Annotated in this window: 18 protein-coding genes; 9 read left to right on the forward strand and 9 right to left on the reverse strand. The window is 61.6% G+C overall.

Annotation, left to right across the window (positions count from 1 at the left end):
• Nucleotides 1-84 precede the first annotated feature (84 nt).
• Together JXQ94_RS06680 and JXQ94_RS06685 are read left to right on the forward strand one after the other, a co-directional pair.
• Complete coding sequence (locus tag JXQ94_RS06680) at nucleotides 85-816, forward strand: hypothetical protein (RefSeq protein ID WP_421923001.1); 732 nt, start codon at nucleotides 85-87, stop codon at nucleotides 814-816.
• Nucleotides 817-932: 116 nt separating this feature from the next.
• Entirely contained in the window at nucleotides 933-1691 is a 759-nt protein-coding gene (locus JXQ94_RS06685) for an SET domain-containing protein-lysine N-methyltransferase (RefSeq protein ID WP_421923002.1), read from the forward strand.
• A gap of 12 nt (nucleotides 1692-1703) precedes the next feature.
• On the opposite strand, the gene JXQ94_RS06690 is transcribed toward JXQ94_RS06685, so the two are convergent.
• The 4 genes from JXQ94_RS06690 to JXQ94_RS06705 all read right to left on the reverse strand — a co-directional run bounded on the left by JXQ94_RS06690 (nucleotide 1704) and on the right by JXQ94_RS06705 (nucleotide 6914).
• Nucleotides 1704-2213 (reverse strand): DUF6702 family protein, encoded by a 510-nt coding sequence (locus tag JXQ94_RS06690; RefSeq protein ID WP_421923003.1) that lies wholly within the window; start codon nucleotides 2211-2213, stop codon nucleotides 1704-1706.
• 25 nt (nucleotides 2214-2238) lie between these two features.
• Nucleotides 2239-4674, reverse strand: coding sequence for a M1 family metallopeptidase (locus tag JXQ94_RS06695; RefSeq protein ID WP_421923004.1), 2436 nt, complete (start codon nucleotides 4672-4674; stop codon nucleotides 2239-2241).
• Between the two features lie 110 nt (nucleotides 4675-4784).
• Nucleotides 4785-6080, reverse strand: a complete 1296-nt coding sequence (locus tag JXQ94_RS06700; protein WP_421923005.1) for a hypothetical protein — start codon at nucleotides 6078-6080, stop codon at nucleotides 4785-4787.
• Nucleotides 6081-6140: 60 nt separating this feature from the next.
• Nucleotides 6141-6914: a hypothetical protein gene (locus JXQ94_RS06705; RefSeq protein WP_421923006.1), complete on the reverse strand. Its 774-nt coding sequence runs from the start codon at nucleotides 6912-6914 to the stop codon at nucleotides 6141-6143.
• A gap of 253 nt (nucleotides 6915-7167) precedes the next feature.
• Between JXQ94_RS06705 and JXQ94_RS06710 the strand changes: the two genes are divergently transcribed.
• Both JXQ94_RS06710 and JXQ94_RS06715 read left to right on the forward strand, forming a co-directional pair.
• Nucleotides 7168-7575: AMP-binding protein (locus JXQ94_RS06710; protein ID WP_421923007.1), on the forward strand; the 408-nt coding region annotated here is incomplete at its 3' end.
• Nucleotides 7576-7642: 67 nt separating this feature from the next.
• The gene (locus JXQ94_RS06715; RefSeq protein WP_421923171.1) at nucleotides 7643-8842 is read left to right on the forward strand and encodes an AMP-binding protein; all 1200 of its coding nucleotides are present in this window, start codon (nucleotides 7643-7645) and stop codon (nucleotides 8840-8842) included.
• A 153-nt stretch (nucleotides 8843-8995) separates the two neighbouring features.
• On the opposite strand, the gene JXQ94_RS06720 is transcribed toward JXQ94_RS06715, so the two are convergent.
• Together JXQ94_RS06720 and lpdA are read right to left on the reverse strand one after the other, a co-directional pair.
• Nucleotides 8996-9658, reverse strand: coding sequence for a hypothetical protein (locus JXQ94_RS06720; protein ID WP_421923008.1), 663 nt, complete (start codon nucleotides 9656-9658; stop codon nucleotides 8996-8998).
• Between the two features lie 108 nt (nucleotides 9659-9766).
• On the reverse strand, nucleotides 9767-11167 hold the full coding sequence (gene lpdA / locus JXQ94_RS06725; protein WP_421923009.1) for a dihydrolipoyl dehydrogenase: 1401 nt from the start codon (nucleotides 11165-11167) through the stop codon (nucleotides 9767-9769).
• Between the two features lie 295 nt (nucleotides 11168-11462).
• Between lpdA and JXQ94_RS06730 the strand changes: the two genes are divergently transcribed.
• From JXQ94_RS06730 to JXQ94_RS06740, 3 genes are read left to right on the forward strand one after another with little or no spacing between them, the layout of a single operon-like run.
• The gene (locus JXQ94_RS06730; RefSeq protein ID WP_421923011.1) at nucleotides 11463-11975 is read left to right on the forward strand and encodes a phage tail protein; all 513 of its coding nucleotides are present in this window, start codon (nucleotides 11463-11465) and stop codon (nucleotides 11973-11975) included.
• Nucleotides 11976-12000: 25 nt separating this feature from the next.
• Entirely contained in the window at nucleotides 12001-12594 is a 594-nt protein-coding gene (locus tag JXQ94_RS06735) for a phage tail protein (RefSeq protein WP_421923012.1), read from the forward strand.
• A gap of 11 nt (nucleotides 12595-12605) precedes the next feature.
• Complete coding sequence (locus JXQ94_RS06740; protein ID WP_421923013.1) at nucleotides 12606-13199, forward strand: phage tail protein; 594 nt, start codon at nucleotides 12606-12608, stop codon at nucleotides 13197-13199.
• 63 nt (nucleotides 13200-13262) lie between these two features.
• Here the strand turns inward: JXQ94_RS06740 and JXQ94_RS06745 are convergent, their stop codons facing one another.
• Both JXQ94_RS06745 and JXQ94_RS06750 read right to left on the reverse strand, forming a co-directional pair.
• Nucleotides 13263-13871: an HD domain-containing protein gene (locus JXQ94_RS06745; RefSeq protein ID WP_421923014.1), complete on the reverse strand. Its 609-nt coding sequence runs from the start codon at nucleotides 13869-13871 to the stop codon at nucleotides 13263-13265.
• A 60-nt stretch (nucleotides 13872-13931) separates the two neighbouring features.
• Nucleotides 13932-14303, reverse strand: coding sequence for a cupin domain-containing protein (locus JXQ94_RS06750; RefSeq protein WP_421923015.1), 372 nt, complete (start codon nucleotides 14301-14303; stop codon nucleotides 13932-13934).
• Nucleotides 14304-14382: 79 nt separating this feature from the next.
• Between JXQ94_RS06750 and JXQ94_RS06755 the strand changes: the two genes are divergently transcribed.
• Together JXQ94_RS06755 and JXQ94_RS06760 are read left to right on the forward strand one after the other, a co-directional pair.
• Nucleotides 14383-14799: an ACT domain-containing protein gene (locus JXQ94_RS06755; RefSeq protein ID WP_421923016.1), complete on the forward strand. Its 417-nt coding sequence runs from the start codon at nucleotides 14383-14385 to the stop codon at nucleotides 14797-14799.
• 55 nt (nucleotides 14800-14854) lie between these two features.
• Nucleotides 14855-15529, forward strand: coding sequence for a 2OG-Fe(II) oxygenase (locus JXQ94_RS06760; RefSeq protein ID WP_421923017.1), 675 nt, complete (start codon nucleotides 14855-14857; stop codon nucleotides 15527-15529).
• Here the strand turns inward: JXQ94_RS06760 and JXQ94_RS06765 are convergent.
• Entirely contained in the window at nucleotides 15526-16308 is a 783-nt protein-coding gene (locus JXQ94_RS06765) for an acyl-CoA thioesterase (protein WP_421923018.1), read from the reverse strand. The genes JXQ94_RS06760 and JXQ94_RS06765 overlap by 4 nt on opposite strands.
• Between the last annotated feature and the right edge of the window lie 52 nt (nucleotides 16309-16360).

A 16360-nucleotide genomic window follows, 5' to 3' on the forward strand; every position in this document is an offset into this window, starting at 1 on the left:
GGGAAGTAGAGACCACCCGGGCTTGCCATCTGGCCTGCAACGCGCTCTGTGGGAGACCGACTGTCTGGCCCCTGGGGGAAGTTCATGATCCTGCGTCGTCTTGCTATCGCCCTGCGCAAACAGGACTGGTTCACCGTGCTGATCGAGACACTGATCGTGGTGTTTGGTGTCTTCATGGGTCTGCAGGTCAGCAACTGGAATGAAACCCGGCAGGAGCGGGTCGAGGCGCACAGCCTGCTGGAGCGGCTGGAGCGTGATTTCGAGCAGCAGCTGGCCCTGACCGAGCGCGGGATAGCGCGGCAATTATTGTATCTGGAGGTCACCGGTCGGTTGATCAACGGGATCAGGGACGGCGAGCTGGACGAGGAGACCCTCGCGTCCGACCTCGCCCTGGTGGATTCGGTGGCGACCATGCCCGGAACCTCGGTTGCTTTCCAGGAACTGGTCTCGACGGGCCGGATGCGTCTGATCAGAAGCGGGGAATTGCGGGACCAGCTTTATGCCTACGACAGCATTGTCAGTTATCTGGTCGTTCAATATGCGCAAATCACCAGCTCGGTGGACGAGCTGGGGCGGGTCATTATCCGCGCGAAAACCCTGGAGCTGTCAGGCCAGCCCTCCGAGGCCTTTGAGCAACTGGGCCGGGTCGAGTCCGTTGATCGTGCGGTCCTGCTCGAAGACGGCGAGATCATGGATGCCTTGCAGGGTGCCTATATCACCCAGGACAATTCTCACCTCGTAATGATCGCCTTGCGGGCCCGGATCGAAACAATCCTCGCGCTTCTGGCCGAGGAGCGCGGCGAGCCGGTCCCTTAGTGGGAGCCCGGCCGAACCGCCGCCATGAATAGTCAGAATTCTTCCTTCAGCCTTGTTCCGCCAAGCAAATCCCCTAACCTCGCCTCACCTTATTGTTTGTGTTGGGGGATTTGGGCATGGTGGGGTTTCTTGGGGCTACCAGATCGGCATCTGTGCCGGTCCATCTGATCGGGTTTCATGTCGCGGCTGACGGGACGCGACTCTATGACCGTCTGGCCCTGGTGATCGAGGCGGATGGTCGGGTGTCGGGCCGGGTCGACCGCATTGCCGAGCGTGACGGGCTGGCGCGTCCGGCCGAGGCCCGCGGGCTCCTTATGGGCGATCAGCTCGCCTTGATGCTTGAATTTGCAGAAGGAACAACGCCTGCCGAGGCCGGTGTCATGCTCGACCTGGCGCCTGAGGCGCGGCGCCATGGCGCTGCCCTGGTCGGCCGGATTGCCGGTCAGGCAATACCCGGTGCCCAGGCCGGCGAGGCCAGCGCGCCGGCGGCGCAACCCTATGTGATGGCCCATGCGCCGGCGGCGCGGCTGGACCGCTCACCCACCCATGGCTGGGGCACCGTACTGGAAGAGGCCGTGTCTGCGGGCGAGACCGTGCTGGGGATTTACGGGCCCGTCGGCGCCCGACAGACCCCCTATTCCTTCCGCACCGATGATGGCCGCCATATCGAACCCACGGGCTATGGCCATTTCGTCAATCACGCCTGCGAGCCGAGTTGCGAGATCATCTATGACACCGAGACCGCCCTGCCCACCCTGGTGGCCCTGCGTGATCTGGCAGAGGGTGAGGAAGTGACCTTTGATTATACGCGCACGGAAGGCGATCTGGCCGGCGCATTCGCGTGTCGATGCCCGGCGCTGGTGCACAAGATCTAGCGGTGAAATGACCTAGTCGCTGAAGCGCACGCGAACCGGCGCCCGTCGTCCCGGCCCCTGCATCGCCGTGCGAACGGCGGAATTGAAGCGCAGATTGGTCATCATGACCTGGTCGTCGAAGGTCTCGGCTAGCAGGTCATTATCGACAATGAAACTGGCTTGTTCGGCCGGGATGGCGGACGAGAAATAGATCCAGGTGAACTCACCATCGGCTTCGGCGCCGACATAGGACAGTTCGAGAAGCTCGCCATCGGTATCGGCCACGCGGAAGAACTCGCCCGCATAAGCCCCGACTGCAGCCAGGCCCTCGGGCGTGGCCAGGAAGGTGTCGGCGTCCAGATCGGTCCGATCCAGCGCTTCCATCAGATCATGACCATAGACACGGTGGATGATTTCGAGCTCGCCCGTGCGTTCATTGACAGCGATCTCGGTGACGCCGGCATGCATGCGGTGGGCAAGGGTCGGGGCTGTCACCAGGGACAGCCCCGCCAGAGCGGTCAGGAGGGTTGAACGGATGCGCATGCTGTTTCGCGGCCCTCCTGCAAGCCTATTCCGGACGCGTGGCGACGCTGTCGCGGGTCACCCGCAAGTCCAGATCGTCCATCATGCTGGATGGGTTGCTGGACGAGCGATAGAGCTCGAGACGGGTCGGTTCGATGCGTGGCGGATAGTAGTTGTCGGTGCGATCGGCATCGGCCGTTTCCCACAGCGGATCCAGCTCCACGGATACGACCTGGCGGTCCGAGACATAGGTCCAGGTTACATTCCGCGGGTTGTAGCGCCAGACTTCAGCCGGGATGCGCACCATCTCGGTGGACCCATCCGCGAAGGTGAATTCGAGGATGATCGGCATGACCACCCCGCCCTCATTGGTGAAGTCGAGATAGTAGACGCGGTCACCGCTATCGAGGATGTCCGCTTCCCAGTCTTCCAGCCCTTCGCGCATGCTTTCATACGCTTCGCGCTCGCGATTGGTGACGGTATGACGATCATTCTCGGAGTAGAAATCCAGCACTTCCGGATTGCTGTCGGCATAGAGCGCGACACCGGCCTCACGGTTGGAGACCTGGGTCAGGCTCTCCGGTTCGCGGGCTGCCTGCTCACGGGCCCGCATGTTCTCAATGCCCGGGTCCTCGGTATCGAACGTCCCTTCGATCACCCGATCAAGGGAGATGTCGACATGATCGGTGGAGTAGAACCAGCCACGCCAGAACCAGTCGAGATCCACCCCGGAAACCTCCTCCATCGTGCGGAAGAAATCATAGGGCGTCGGACGCCGGAAGCGCCAGCGCTCGGAATAGGCCCGGAAGGCCTCGTCGAAGAGTTCGCGGCCCAGAACCGTCTCGCGCAGGACCACCAGCGCAATGGTCGGTTTGGAATAGGCGTTCGGTCCGAACTGAAGGATGGAGTCCGACTGGGTCATGATCGGCATCTGGTTGGTTGATGCCATGTAGGACGTGATCGAGTGCGGGTCGCCGCGGCGAACCGGGTAGTTTTCTTCCCACTGACGCTCGGCCTGGAATTGCAGGAAGGAGTTCACGCCTTCATCCATCCAGGTCCACTGGCGCTCATCGGTATTGACGACCATCGGGAAGTAGATGTGGCCGATCTCGTGAATGATCACGCCGATCAGGCCGCGCTTGGAACCCAGCGAATAGCTGAGATTACCATCATCATCGACCATCGGGCGGCCATAGGAGCCACCATTGAAGGTGATCATCGGGTATTCCATCCCGCCCTGCGGGCCTGCGATCGATTGCGCGACCGGGTAGGGATAGGGGAAGGCGAAATCATTGTAGACCGCGAGTGTGTGCTCGACGGCCCGGGTCGAGAAGGTCGACCACAACGGCTCGCTCTCATTGGGATAGAAGGACATCGCCATGACAAGGTCCGGCGCATCGCCCTCCCCGTCCTGCTCGACACCGACCGCGTCCCAGATGAATTTGCGCGAACCGGCCCAGGCGAAATCGCGGACATTCTCGGCCCGGAATTCCCAGGTCGCCATCGAACGGGTGCCGCGACGCTCATTGGCGCGGGCTTCCGCCGGGGTGACGATGAAGACCGGCTCATCAGCCGTGCGGGCCTCTTCCAGACGTTCACGCTGCGGCTCGGTCAGGACCTCATCGGCATTTTGAAGCACGCCCGTGGCCGAGACGATGAAGTCCTGCGGCACGCGGATCGACACGTCGTAATCGCCAAATTCGAGACCGAATTCCCCGCGACCGAGGAAGGCCTTGTTATGCCAGCCTTCATAGTCCGAGAAGACCGCGGCACGGGGGAACCATTGGGCGATCTGATAGATGCAGTCAGCCCCGGTATCCTCGGTTTCCTCGAAGCACTCCCAGCCGGCCCGGCCACCAATGACCTGGGTCTCCACCAGGCGGTAGTCCCATTCGATGGTGAAAGTGACGCTGTCGCCCGTCTCCAGGTCCGTATCCAGATCGAGACGCAGAAGCGTGTCGACGATGGTGAAGTCCATCGGCGCGCCATTGGCGTCGGTGACCCCGGTGATGTTGAAGCCGTAACCGTCCTCATCAAGCATCTGGCGACGCCGCATGGACCGGGCCGAAATCCCTTCGGGCATCGACTCACCCACGCGCCCCGAGGCGCGCCCGCCACCGCCGACCGTTTCGGTCATCACGGCGATGGAATCGGGACGGAAGCGGTTCTGGTCGAGCAGGAACCACAGGAAGTCCAGCGTGTCCGGAGCATTGTTGGTATAGGTCACCGTCTCGGTGCCAAAGAGGTGCTTGGCCTCTTCGTCGAGCCGGATATCAATGTCGTAATCGACCTGCTGCTGCCAGTAATCCGGTCCCGGCGCACCCGTGGCGCGACGTTCGCGATTTGGCGACGGCCAGTCTTCGTCTTCGAGCTGTCGGAAAGCATCACGCCAGTCATTGACGGTCTGCTGGACGGGCTGGGCGACCGCGACGTTGAACGTCGCGGTCGCTGCAGCCAGTGCAATCATGTGAAGAGTACGCATATTCCCCATTACCCCTGCTGTGGGACGTTCCGGGGGAGATTTACCGCGCGTACCGGGCAAGGTCACCCCTGCCTTTCTGCATTGTCATGATGCGGGGTGACCCAGTCTGCCTATGCGGTCGCGGTTGCCCCCATGACCGGGGCGGCCTGTCGACGCTTCCCGAGCGACATCACCCAGGCACCCAGGCCGATGAAGAGCAGGAAGAAACCGGCGAGTACACCGGCAACCGGCAAGGCGCCCAGCGCCGCGAAAACGGCCACGACAGCAAAGGTCGAGAGCAGGCGCATACCCAGGCCGAGGCTCTTCTCATCCGGCTCACGATTGAAGATCATGTCGCCGACGGAAATCGCGCCCAGACCGATGCAGAGCAGCATGAAGGGCCAGAAAATGAGCCACATGATCGGGATCAGCAGGATGCCCACCACCGTAATGGCCAGCAGAATGGTCATCATGATCAGGAAGACCGGTGACAGGGCGAAACTGATGAAGCCCAGGAAACCGGTGACGACAGGTTGGTCACGGAATTTCGTCGCCACCGTTGCGCATCCACTCGGCGCAATCATGCAGGCAAGGGCTGCCAGCAGGAAGGCTGCGCCCGGAATGAACAGGCTGAAGACGCCAGTCGGAAAATCGAACTCCGGACCGAAATCGACCTGCTTCCAGTCTCGGGCGCCGAAATTGAAACGCTCATATTCGTAATCATAACTGCCAAAGCTCGCGCCATCGGCAAGCACCGGATCATTGGGTGACCGGATCCGCAATTCGCCTGAAACCCGCGTGCCGTCGAGCACATAGACTTCTTCGGCCGTGACCTCGACATCGCCCAGGAAAACACCGGACAGGTGGATCTCGCCACCTTCGATATCAACAGGCCCGTCAATCTGGCCAGCGAGGTGAACTTCGCCACCGACAATCTCGGCGGATCCCGCAATATTGCTCGTGCGGGTGGTTTCTATATAGCCGCCGGCCAGCTTGGCATCTCGGCCAATCTGCGCACTGATTTCCAGATAGCCGGCCGCTCCGTTGAGCATGCCGCCAATCGTGCCGCCAACCTCGCTGTCACCGCCGGCGAAATTGGCGTCCCCGGTCACTGCTGCATCGGATTGCACGTCGCCACCGGCGATGTCGAGATCATTGCCAACCGTGCCGGCCACATCGATCTCGCCGCCGACCAGCTGTACGGAGCCGCGGACATCGGCATCGACCTGGATCACGCCGGCAATACCCTTGATATCACCATCGACCACGCCGCGAACATCCATCTCCCCGCCAAGGAAGATGACGTCATTACTGCTGCCTTCGACTTCCACTTCGCCGCCTATGACCTGCGCGGTCGCGGCACCTGTTAAAAGGGAAATGGCCAGCCCCCCGGCCATCACCACTTTCCGCATCTTCATGATGTTCATCTTAAGTCTCCCTGCGCCCCCCGGCGATCAGGTCAGGATTGAACCGCTATTGGCTTGGGATTAGTCCTCGGTCAGATCGTCGCAATCGCGACCATCGCGCGGCTGGTAGTCAAGACCGGACACCTGGGCACCGGATTGCGTGACCGGAGCATTTTCCGCCCAGACCGTGACGCCATCGCGCACGCGCGCCGTTTCGGTGAACACGACATCGATCGCACAGATCTGGCCACCACCGGTCAGCGATCCGCTGATTTCGACAAGACCGCGCTGATTATTCCGACGATTGCGGTTGAGGTCCTCAGCCGCCACGAGCTTGACCGGACCGGTGGCCTCACCGGTAAAGCGGATCTCGTCAGCCTGGGCATGGAGCTGATCGCCGAACCATCCGCCAACCGTCATTTCGCCAGCGGCCAGTGCAGCTTCGCCTTCGACACGCCCGGAGAAGTCGATCTCGCCGCCGGCGAGATTGAGTTCGTCGCCAACATCGGCAGCAAAGGTGATTTCACCACCTGCGATGGACGCCTCACGACCGACACGGCCGGAAAAATTGATGTCACCGCCAGCAATCGAAACATCGCCGCCAACCTGGAGGTCATCGGCATCCACATCGCCCGCCACCAGGCTGAGATCGCCGCCGATGCGGCCGCGCAGATTCACGTCACCGGCCAGACGGCTGTAATCGCCATCGCGGTCCAGAACGACATAACCGTCGACAGTCCGCATTCCATGGCCGCGCAGCATCTTGCTGTCATCGTCACCATCGACCACGATCACGCAGCCCGATGTCATCAGCGCAGTGGTCATGGCCGAAGCGGCCAGCAGGACCTTTTGCATGTCAGTCTCCCGTACAAGTCAGGGCGTTCGAAGCCCCGGTCAGACGCTCCCCAGCGTTGAGTCGGAGCTTACATTATCGAATTTCGATATCAACCGGTTTTTTCGTTTTTCGATAAATTATTTCCGTATATCGCGATGTAATCTGCATCAAGGTGATGTGAATCATTCCTCCCCCTTCCCTATACGTCAGCCAGGCGTAATATCCCGGATCAAGCAAACGCTCACGCAAGATGGGCGTTGATGGGAGGATTACATGGCTGACACTGCAGCCGCTGGCGACATGCCAGCCGGAACCGTTGCCGCTGACACCAATCCGGCGGATATCGGCGAGGTTTTCAACGGGCCGGATTTCAATCTCAAGAGGATTCGCAAATCGGTCTTTGCCGCTCTGCTCGATTCCAAGCGTCGGTATGGCAGCAAGAAGCTCGCGGCGATCGATGCCGATGGTCGCGAACTGTCCTTCGGCGACCTGACCAAAGCGGTCTTCGCGCTGGGTCATGCCCTCAAGGAAGGCACCGAAAAGGGCGAAGCGGTGGGTGTTCTGCTGCCGACCGGCGTCGGCGCCATCATCTCCTTCTACGCCGTGTCCGCCTATGGCCGTGTTCCGGCCATGCTCAACTTCACCGCCGGCGAACGGGCGCTGAAAGCCGCATGCCGGGCCNNGGGCCTGCAAGGCCAAACGCATCGTCACCGCGCGCCGCTTCATTGAGCTCGGCGAGCTCGAGGAGCTGGAGGCCACGCTCAAGGAAGACCATGAGCTGATCTATCTGGAAGACGTGCGCGAGAACCTCTCGATCAAGGACAAGATCGCCGCGGCCGTTGGTATGGTGGCGCCCTTTCTAGTGCGGGCGCATCCCGACCCTGACAGTCCGGCCGTCTATCTCTTCACCTCGGGCACTGAAGGCGATCCCAAGGGCGTTGTTCTCAGCCACGCCAATCTCCTGGCCAATGTCGAACAGGTCCGCGACCATATCCGGATCCTGCCCACCGATATCCTTTTCAACCCGCTGCCGACCTTCCATTGCTTCGGACTGACAGGCGGGGTGCTGGTCCCGCTCGGTCTCGGCGTTCCGGCGATCTGCCATCCCACGCCGCTGCAGGCCAAGACGATTGTCAAACGGATCGCCGAAACCAAGGCGACCATCCTGTTCGCGACCGACACTTTCATGAACCAGTACGCACGGGCCGCGGACGCCGATGATCTCTCATCCCTGCGCATGGCCGTTTGCGGCGCCGAGCGGGTCAAGGACGAGACCCGATCCTCGCTGCGCCGACGGTTCAATCTGGAGATTGTCGAAGGCTATGGACTGACAGAGGCCGCGCCGGTTTTCTCGGTCAATCAGCCGGACAATAACCGCCCCGGCACAGTCGGTCAGATCATGCCCGGCTGCCAGGCCAGGCTGGTAAAAGTCGATGGCATCACCGATGGCGGCCAATTGCACATCAAGGGGCCGAACATCATGAGGGGCTATATTCGCCCGGATGCGCCGCTTGTTCTCGATGCGCCAGTCGGAGGCTGGCACGACACCGGCGACATCGTCTCCATTGATGAGGAAGGCTATATCTCCATCCGCGGTCGCGTGAAACGCTTTGCCAAGCTCGGCGGAGAGATGGTGTCTCTGGCCGTCGTCGAGAATTGTGCGACCTCATTGTGGCCCGACAATATGCACGCTGCCGCGGCAATCCCGGACAAGCGCAAGGGCGAGCAGGTCGTCCTGCTCACCGATTACGCCAAGGCGGACCGCGCCGACCTTGTCGCCTTCGCCCGCAATCACGGAATCTCCGATCTCGCCATTCCGCGCAAGATCATCCAGGTCGAGAGCATACCCGTCCTGGGCACCGGAAAGACCGATTACGGCAGTGTTCAAAAGACCGTGGAAGCAATGATGTCGGAGAGCGTCAAGCCAGTCGCGGAACCCGCCGAATAGGCCCGACAGGAAACCGGGGCCTGCCACACACCGCCGGAACAAGAGGGAGCTGGACCCGGCGGACCTTCCTTGCGGAAAGCGTGTGTGACAGACCCCGGAGGGGCATGCCGGCGTTGATCAGAAAAGCGCCGGCACAACTGGCAAATCCTGTACCTAGAGGTGATCGCAATCGCGGCCTGCGAGGGCCTCATAGGTGAAACCATCGCCATCGGGCCGGCGATCGGAGATCACCCGCAACTCGCCCTCGATCTGCGCATTGCGGCGAATTTCCACTTCAGCAGCGCAAATCGTCCCGCCCTGCTGCAAGCGCCCGGACACTTCCACACGGCCATTGCCATGATCGCCGCGACCATGGCCACGCACGTGAACCGGGCCGGAAATATCGGCCCGCAAATCCATCCGTCCGGCATCCATTTCCAGACCACCGCCAATGGTGCCGTCCAGGGTGATGCGTCCAGCCGCGATGGTGACATCACCGCGAATGACCGCATCAACATAGCCGGTCCCGGCATCGATCTCGGCGTCGCCGTCAACTTCCCCGGTAAAGCGCACCCGACCGCCGGCTGCGCTCAGATTGCCGCCGACCCGGGCGTCGGAGCGGACACTGGCACCAGCCAGGTCGAGATCGCCGCCGACATGACCATCTGCCCCGACCAGCATGCCGGCAAACTCGGCATCGCCCGGGACATCGACATTCCGGGAGGCGACAAGGCCGGCCGATTCAACGGATTGCCCCTCGCCGTGCCCCGAAACCGAATAGGTACAGGCAGACAGGGCGATGGCGGCAGTGGCAGAAAGCAGAATTCGGGTCAGCATGGCATCCTCGCAAGGCTCGGGTTCGAACCTTGGGCAAGGCTCGGGTTTGACCCTTGGATGCCGCGATGACGTCAATCGGATGCAATCAGGCGAAAATAATTTCAGCCGTCAGATGTGAAGCGCTCGTCCATAGGCGTCCAGGACGCTCTCATGCATCATCTCCGACAGGGTCGGATGCGGGAAGACGGTGTGCATGAGCTCGGCTTCGGTGGTCTCCAGCTGACGCCCGACCACATAGCCCTGGATCATCTCGGTGACTTCCGGTCCGACCATGTGGGCGCCCAGCAACTCGCCGGTCTTGGCGTCGAAGACAGTCTTCACCAGGCCCTGGTCATCACCGAGCGCAATCGCCTTGCCATTGCCGACGAAGGGGAAGCGGCCGACTTTGACATCATGGCCGGCTTCCTTGGCCTTGGCTTCAGTCAGGCCAACCGACGCGACCTGCGGATGGCAATAGGTGCATCCGGGAATATTCCCGGTCTCGAAGGCATGTACATTCTCGCCAGCGATCTTCTCGATACAGACAACGCCTTCATGGCTGGCCTTGTGAGCGAGCCAGGGCGGGCCCGCGACATCGCCGATGGCGTAGAGGCCTTTGACATTGGTGCGGCCGAAACCGTCATTGACGACATGGCCCCGATCGATTTTCACGCCAAGCTTGTCCAGGCCCATATTCTCGATATTGGCGACGATGCCGACGGCCATGATGACCTTTTCAACCTCGATCACTTCAACCTTGCCCTTGGCATTCTTGACATGGACCTTCACCGTGCTGGCGGTCTTCTCAAGCTTCTCGACCTGGGCCGAAACCATCAGGTTGAGCCCCTGCTTCTTGAAACTCTTGGCGGCGAAGGCCGAAATTTCGGCATCCTCGACCGGCAGGACACGATCCATCATCTCGACCACGGTCACGTCGGCGCCCATTGTCTTGTAGAAGCTGGCAAACTCGATCCCGATCGCGCCCGACCCGATGACCAGAAGCGATTTCGGCATGGCGTCCGGAACCATGGCTTCGCGATACGTCCAGATCTTGTCGCCATCCGGTTCCAGCCCGGCTTGCGGAATGGTCCGCGCCCGTGCGCCGGTCGCGAGAATGACGTGTTTGGCCGCATACCGGTCCTTGCCGACGACAACCGTGGGGGCGTCCTTGCCCTTTTCGAGAGCGGCGCTGCCTTCAATGACCGTGATCTTGTGCTTCTTCATCAGCATGCCGATCCCGCCCGTGAGGCGTGAGGAGACTTTCCGCGAACGTTGCACGATTGCCTTGATGTCGAACCCGATCTTGTCGGCGGAAAGGCCGAAATCGGACGCATGCTGCATGAGGTGATAGACCTCGGCGGAGCGCAGCAGGGCTTTTGTCGGGATACAGCCCCAGTTGAGGCATATGCCGCCGAGATTGTCGCGCTCGACCACCGCGGTCTTGAAACCCAGCTGGGCCGCACGGATCGCGGCCACATAACCACCGGGTCCACCGCCGATTACGATCACGTCGAAAGCGCCTGCGCTCATGGCATCCTCATTTATTTCGCTAGCGAACCAAAACCGGTCCCTGTATCTGCGGGATACCAGTCTGACCGCTCAGGATCAATCCGCCACCGGTAAATCCGACTCGTCCCCCGCCTCCCCTTAAACGCGTCGTTCTTATCTATTTAATTTGTCGTTGCATTTATCGCGCTTCAGGCGAAAGATCAGCCTCTTCAACCTGAGGGAGGATTCTATGGGATTGAAACGTTCAAGGGCCAAATGGCTGGGCGCGATAGCCGCGTTACTGGTGTCAGCGGGCGTTGCCGCGCAGGAACCATTCATGGGCCAGATCACGGCGGTCGGGGAGACTTACTGTCCACGCAACTTCATGGAGGCGAATGGCCAGCTTCTGCCGATTTCCAATTACAGCGCTCTCTTTTCGCTGCTCGGCTGCGAATATGGTGGTGATTGCCGCACCTCCTTCGCCCTGCCGGATCTGCGCGGGCGAGCCATGATTTCTGAAGGTCAGGGCCCCGGATTGCCCTACTACCGCCAGGGGACGATCGGGGGGGCGACCCAGCGCACCATGACCGTGGCCCAGCTGCCCAGTCACCGTCACTCCATGATGGCGTCAACCAACCCACCCTCGGTCAATTCACCGTCCGGGGCCGCCATGCCGACCTATGCCGATGCCACCGCGGAGATTTACTCCGACCAGTCACCAGGCTCGGCGCCGCTCAATTCCGCGGTAATCGGTGTCACAGGTGGCAGCCAGCCATTTTCAATCACCCAGCCGACACTTGCGCTTCGCATGTGCGTTGCGGTCGTCGGCGTCTACCCGTCGCGCTCGTAGGACAACGAAATCCAAGGAGAATGAAATGTTGAAACACATTGTAGGCGCGGCATTGCTGGGAACGAGTGTCCTCGCGGCACCGTCGGCCATGGCACAATCCGAGCCCTTCGTGGGCCAGATCACGCCCTTTGCGAACACATTCTGCCCGCGTGGATGGCAGGAAGCCAATGGCGCGATCCTCGCGATCTCGCAACACGATGCCCTGTTTTCGCTATTTGGGACGATGTATGGCGGTGATGGCCGGACAAGCTTCGGCATTCCGGACCTGCGAGGCCGGATGGCCGTCGGCCAGGGGCAAGGACCCGGGCTGAGCATGCGCACGCAGGGATCCGTCTTCGGGGCCGATTCCGTGACGTTCACCGGTTCGCAGATACCGGCGCACAGCCACAGTTTTCGGGTCTCGAGCAGCGCACCGAACCAGGCGTCGATCGGCAATGCCACACTGGCGACATTCCCGGTGACCAGGCCCGCCTATGCGCAGGGCACCAACATGACCGAAACATTGAACACCAACGCCATCTACACCACGGGCGGCAGCCAGCCGACGAATATTCAACAGCCCTTCAACACGGTGCGCTGGTGCGTCGCGATGATCGGCACCTATCCGTCGCGCAACTAGGGGGAAGAACCATGAAACACATGATCAAAACCGCCGTCCTGGCCGCGGCTCTCGTGGCTCCGGGCCTCGGTGCGACGGCACAGGCGCAAGCCAATCCGACCATGGGCGACATTATTGTGGTCGGCTTCAACTTCTGTCCGCGAGCCTATATGGACGCGCATGGCCAGTTGCTCCCGATTGCCCAATATCAGGCTCTGTACTCACTGTTCGGGACCACTTATGGCGGTGACGGGCGGACAAGTTTTGCCTTGCCCGACATGCGCGGTCGTACGGCCGTGAACCACGGCCAGGGCGCCGGCTTGCCGACTTATGCCCAGGGCCAGAAATTTGGCAGCGAGACGCTTGTCCTGACCTCCGCTCAATTGGCGCAGCACAACCACCTCACTGCCGGCACGCATTCGCCGCCCAATGAAGAAACGCCGGGTGGCAACACGCTCGCCAGCTTCGCGGCCGGCAATGTCTACACAACCGGTGCGCTGGACGAACAGATGGCGTCCACCACGGTCAGCAACACCGGGAACGGTCAGTCGGTGCAGATTTCAGCGCCATCCCTGACGCTTCGCTATTGCGTGGCCGTCCAGGGCGTGTTTCCGCCGCGGAACTGATCCGGGACGGCATCAATCCGCGCCCGAACTGAGACGGGTCCGGTTCACACCGGGCCCGTTTCGTCATGCCTGTTCGGCAGCCCTGTCGGCATCGGCATAGACCGATCGCCTGGGGGCCGACAGGACGCGCCGGACCATGGGCTCGAAAAAGGAAAGTGGCTCGCTCTCATAGTCGGCCGAGAAGGCGGCCTGATCGTATTTGGCGCAGAATTCCTCGCAGGCCCCAAAATACGGGTGATCGCGGAATTGCTCGCGCATGTCCCGGTCAGCGCCGATATGATGGAAGAAATAATAGCCCTGAAAGATGCCGTGATTGGCAACAATCCAGTGGTTCTCTTCACTGATGAAGGGCTTGAGAATGGCCGCGGCGATATCGGGATGATTATAGCTGCCCAATGTGTCACCGATATCGTGTAGCAATGCCATCACGACATATTCTTCATCCCGCCCATCACGATGGGCGCGCGTCGCGGTCTGCAAGGAGTGCTGCAGGCGGTCGATCGGAAAACCGCCAAAATCGCCATCGAGCAGGCGCAGATGATCCAGCACACGCTCCGGCAGCTTCTTGGCAAATGGACCGAACTGGCTGGCGATAACGCCCCAATCCTCGGCAGTCCCCTCTTCCATGGCGGCAAATTTCGCGCGCGGCGCGTTTTCATCATGCGTGGACATCACGACCTCCCGTTTTCCGTACCCTGACGTCGAAAAACGGCCAGGACAAGCCGTGATCCGCTACAGGTCTTCGATCGTCTGGGTCAGATCGCTGTCGGGGTTGTCACCGGTATTGGTCACGCCCGCCTTCTCGATCAACAGGATATGGACCGTCTCGGTCTGCGTCACCGGCCGATGGCGAACCCCTTTGGGGATGACGCACAGCTCGCCAGGCCCCAGAATGATCGAGTCCTGCCCCTCGATCTCGATGCGCAGAATGCCCTGGGTGACGAGAAACAACTCGTCTTCCTCAACATGACTGTGCCAGGCAAACGCGCCCTCGCCCTTGGCGAGCTTGAGCTCGTAATTGTCCAGCCTGGCGATGCGTTTGGGCGACCATACATCGTCGAACTGACTGTGTTTCTCGCCCAGCGAGATGGTTTCAACAGTCATCGCTTTCTCCCCGAAATCGCGACTCACGTATCACTGTCGCGTGTGGCCATGACCCTAACCGCTGAATGGAGCCTGCCAAATGACCGGTATCAGTGATCTCGGCACCCTGCTCGCCGGACTGCGCCCGGAACCGGACCCGGTCCGTTATGGCTTCGTCACCGGGCCGGATGCCGCGCTCGCGCCGTATGCCGATTCTGCGTTGATGCGTTTCGTTGAGGCCGAGGGCACGACGCTCATTCTGCCCTTCGCAGTCGCCGAGGCCGCCGGACTGGATCCGGTTTTTGCCTGTCGCCGGATCACCCTGGCGATCCATTCCTCGCTCGACGCGGTCGGCTTCATGGCGCAGGTCGCGGCCACGCTGGCCGCTGAGGGCATCGGCTGCAATCCCGTCGCCGGTTACTTCCACGACCATGTCTTCGTGCCCGAAGACCGGTTGGGTGATGCCCTGGCTGCGCTCAAGGCCCTCGCCCGGGCCGGCGGCCGCGAATTCGATTGACCCGGCTCCATCACGGTCGTACCAGCGCGGACCCTGATTGATCGGACCACCGCGCGTGAGCCTTCTCCCCTCGGGCCTGACCGGCCTGCCTGCCTTCGATATCGGCACTGTCTGCGATGCCCTCGCCGGGCCCGGATATATCGCGGTGCGTCTGACCGATACCGAAATGCTGGCCGCCCTGCGCCAGGAAGCCAGAGCGCTGTGGCAGGACAATGCACTCACGCCGGCTGGCATCGGCCGGGCTGAGGATCACGAGCTGATCGCGCGTGTCCGCCGCGACAAAACGAAGTGGCTGGACGGCTCAACCCCGGGCCAGATCGCCTATCTGGCCTTTGCCGAAGCCCTCCGTCGCGACGTCAATGCTCGCCTCATGCTCGGCCTGTTTGCCTTCGAGGCGCATTTTGCGGTGTATGAATCCGGCGGCTTCTACAAACGCCATGTCGACAGTTTTCGCGGCGCCCGCAACCGGGTGCTCTCCACGGTGCTTTATCTCAATCCGGACTGGCGCGAAGGCGATGGCGGGCATTTGCGGATTTACGACGAGGGTGACTGCGTGCTGAGCGAACTCCGCCCGGAGTTTGCGACCCTGGCTGTTTTCCTGTCCGAGGAAATACCGCACGAGGTGACCATCTCGCACCGCGAGCGCTTCTCAATCGCCGGTTGGCATCGGTGCAATGATCTTGGCCTTGCGCCAGCGCTCCAGGTCCGGGCCCTGCCGATCGCGCCCTAGCCCAGCGGTTGCGCGCGCGTCGGCTGGCCATCCTCATCCAGCGCGACCATGACATAGTCTGCCTCGCCGACCTTGCGGCGCTCTCCGGTCAACAGGTTTTCGGCTTCGGCCAGAACCCCGATCGTCATCGATGTGTGGCCGACCGAGGCAATCGTGGCGACGACATCCAGCATCTCGCCCTCCTGGGTCGGGGCAATGAAGTCGATCTTGTCCGAGGCTGCCATGCCGACATCACAGCGCGTATGACGCGAGGCGGCAATATAGGCGGCCTTGCCCATGATCGACATCGCATTGCCGCCGAAGAGCTGGCCGAGATGATTGGTGTCTCCCGGGAAGACCAATTGCAGCGTGCGGGCATAGCCAGGCGGGCTGGCGGCAAAGTCCGGCTTGGCGTCGGGCGACTGCGGCAGACGATCCGGATTCGTCTTGCGGTCGGCAGCCACCATGGTGAAAGCGCCGCGCGTACAGATATGCCGGACCCCGGTCAGCAGGTTTTCCGCTGCCAGCTCGACATCGACGATCAAGGAGGTCCGTCCGACCATACGGACCTGGCCGGTCAGTTCGACGAGGTCGCCGAGATGGGCCGGTGCCACAAAATCCAGCTTGTCACAGGAGGCCGTCACAAAGGGTCGCCGGGCATGCCGGGCCGCGACCAGAAAGGCGATCTTGTCCATCTCCGCCATGGCCGCGCCACCGAAATAGCTGCCCTGATGATTGGTCTGATGCGGGAAAATCAGGTCGGCGTGACGGATTTCGGCGAGATGGCGAGGCTGGGTCATCGAGCGAGACTTCTCTTAGGGGCTACGAGCTGGATATCGCCAATGGCAGCAA

This window comes from Maricaulis maris (genome assembly GCF_049116555.1).
Lineage (GTDB): Bacteria > Pseudomonadota > Alphaproteobacteria > Caulobacterales > Maricaulaceae > Maricaulis > Maricaulis maris_C.